This window comes from Streptomyces herbicida, from assembly GCF_032656585.1.
Lineage (GTDB): Bacteria > Actinomycetota > Actinomycetes > Streptomycetales > Streptomycetaceae > Streptomyces > Streptomyces herbicida.
This window is the reverse complement of sequence record NZ_JAUYWJ010000074.1, coordinates 1-2688: the sequence shown is the minus strand read 5'-3', so window position 1 is coordinate 2688 and position 2688 is coordinate 1. Positions and strand designations below refer to the sequence as shown.

General features: G+C 68.1%; 2 protein-coding genes. Both read right to left on the bottom strand.

Annotated features, from left to right (window positions below):
* Positions 1 to 857, bottom strand: an 857-nt coding sequence (locus tag Q8A52_RS48740; protein ID WP_316765136.1) for a 2-oxoacid:ferredoxin oxidoreductase subunit beta, incomplete at its 3' end; no start/stop codon positions are given.
* Positions 847 to 2688: 2-oxoacid:acceptor oxidoreductase subunit alpha (locus tag Q8A52_RS48735; protein WP_316765135.1), on the bottom strand; the 1842-nt coding region annotated here is incomplete at its 5' end. The genes Q8A52_RS48735 and Q8A52_RS48740, both read right to left, overlap by 11 nt.

Genomic DNA, 2688 nt, shown 5'->3' with positions numbered 1-2688 from the left:
GTGGGGGATGCGGTGTGGGCGTCGTGGACGAGGATGCGGTGTTCGTTGTCGGGGGTGACGGTGGCGACTTCGAGGTCGCCGGTGGTGGTGTTGCGGAGGACTGCGCGGGTGTTGTCGGGGCCGAAGCGGATGGGCCGGCCGTGTTCGAGGCGGATGACGGCTTCCTGGGCGGTCTGCTGGTCCTTGAGGGTGTCGAAGGCGCCGTCGTTGAAGATGTTGCAGTTCTGGTAGATCTCGATGAGTGCGGTGCCGGGGTGGGTGGCGGCGGCGCGCAGGACCGCGGTGAGGTGTTTGCGGTCGGAGTCGATGGTGCGGGCGACGAAGGACGCCTCGGCTCCGATGGCGAGCGAGACCGGGTTGAAGGGGGCGTCGAGGGAGCCCATCGGCGTGGATTTGGTGATCTTGCCGACTTCGGAGGTCGGGGAGTACTGGCCCTTGGTGAGGCCGTAGATCCGGTTGTTGAAGAGCAGGATCTTGAGGTTGACGTTGCGGCGCAGGGCGTGGATGAGGTGGTTGCCGCCGATGGACAGGGCGTCGCCGTCGCCGGTGACGACCCAGACGCTCAGGTCGCGGCGGGAGGTGGCCAGGCCGGTGGCGATGGCGGGGGCGCGGCCGTGGATGGAGTGCATGCCGTACGTGTTCATGTAGTACGGGAAGCGGGAGGAGCAGCCGATGCCGGAGACGAAGACGATGTTCTCCCTGGCCAGGCCGAGTTCGGGCATGAAGCCCTGGACGGCGGCCAGGATCGCGTAGTCACCGCAGCCGGGGCACCAGCGGACCTCCTGGTCCGTCTTGAAGTCCTTCATGGACTGCCGGCCCTCGGCCTTCGGAACTAGGGGAAGGGCTTCAAGAGGCATGGGCGATCTCCCTCAGCACGGTGGCGAGTTGCTCCGCTTTGAACGGCATGCCGTTGACCTGGTTGTAGGAGTGGGCGTCCACCAGGTACTTCGCCCGGACGAGCAGGGCGAGCTGGCCGAGGTTCATCTCGGGGATCACCACCTTGTCGTAACGGGTGAGGACCTCGCCCAGGTTGCGCGGGAACGGGTTGAGGTGGCGCAGGTGGGCCTGCGCGATGGACTCGCCGGCCGCGCGCAGCCGGCGTACCGCCGCGGTGATGGGTCCGTATGTCGAGCCCCAGCCCAGGACGAGGGCCCCGGCCCCGTGCGGGTCGTCGACCTCCACGTCCGGGACGTCGATGCCGTCGATCTTGGCCTGGCGGGTACGGACCATGAAGTCGTGGTTGGCCGGGTCGTAGGAGATGTTGCCCGTGCCGTCCTGCTTCTCGATCCCGCCGATCCGGTGCTCCAGCCCCGGCGTGCCCGGGACCGCCCACGGCCGGGCGAGCGTCTGCGCATCCCGCTGGTAGGGCCAGAACACCTCCGTGCCGTCCTGCAGCGTGTGGTTGGGGCCCTGGGCGAACTGCACGCTCAGATCCGGCAGCCCGTCCAGCTCCGGGATCCGCCACGGCTCGGACCCGTTGGCCAGGTAACCGTCCGACAGCAGCATCACCGGCGTCCGGTACGTCAGCGCGATCCGGGCCGCCTCCAACGCCGCGTCGAAGCAGTCCGCGGGCGTCCTCGGCGCGATCACCGGGACGGGCGCCTCACCGTTGCGGCCGTACATCGCCTGCAGCAGATCCGCCTGCTCCGTCTTCGTCGGCAGACCCGTCGACGGACCGCCCCGCTGGATGTCGATCACCAGCAGCGGCAGCTCCAGCGACACCGCAAGCCCGATCGTCTCCGACTTCAGCGCCACACCCGGCCCCGACGTCGTCGTCACCGCCAGCGAACCACCGAACGCCGCACCCAGCGCCGCCCCGATCCCCGCGATCTCGTCCTCCGCCTGAAAGGTCCGCACCCCGAAGTTCTTGTGCCTGGACAGCTCGTGCAGGATGTCCGAGGCCGGCGTGATCGGGTACGAACCCAAAAACAGCGGCAGATCCGCCTGCCGGGACGCCGTCACCAGACCGTAGGCCAGGGCCAGGTTCCCGGAAATATTGCGGTACAGGCCGGGCGGGAACGCCTTCGCCGCCGGCGCCACCTCATAGGAGACCGCGAAGTCCTCGGTCGTCTCGCCGAAGTTCCAGCCCGCCCGGAACGCCGCGATGTTCGCCTCCGCGATCTGCGGCCTCTTCCCGAACTTCGCACGCAGGAACTTCTCCGTACCCTCCGTCGGCCGGTGATACATCCACGACAGCAGACCCAGCGCGAACATGTTCTTGCTGCGCTCGGCCTCCTTGCGGGACAGGTCGAACTCCCCCAGCGCCTCCACCGTCAGCGTCGTCAGCGGCACCGGGTGCAGGCTGTAACCGTCCAGGGAGCCGTCCTCCAGCGGGCTGGCCGCATACCCGACCTTCTGCATCGCCCGCCTGGTGAACTCGTCCGTGTTGACAATGATCTCCGCACCCCGCGGCAGATCACCGATGTTCGCCTTCAGCGCGGCCGGGTTCATCGCCACCAGCACATTCGGCGCATCCCCCGGAGTCAGGATGTCATGATCGGCGAAATGCAGCTGGAACGACGAGACACCCGGCAGGGTGCCGGCCGGGGCACGGATCTCGGCAGGGAAGTTGGGCAGTGTGGAGAGGTCATTGCCGAAGGACGCCGTCTCGGACGTGAACCGGTCACCGGTGAGCTGCATACCGTCACCCGAGTCCCCCGCGAACCGGATGATCACCCGATCGAGACG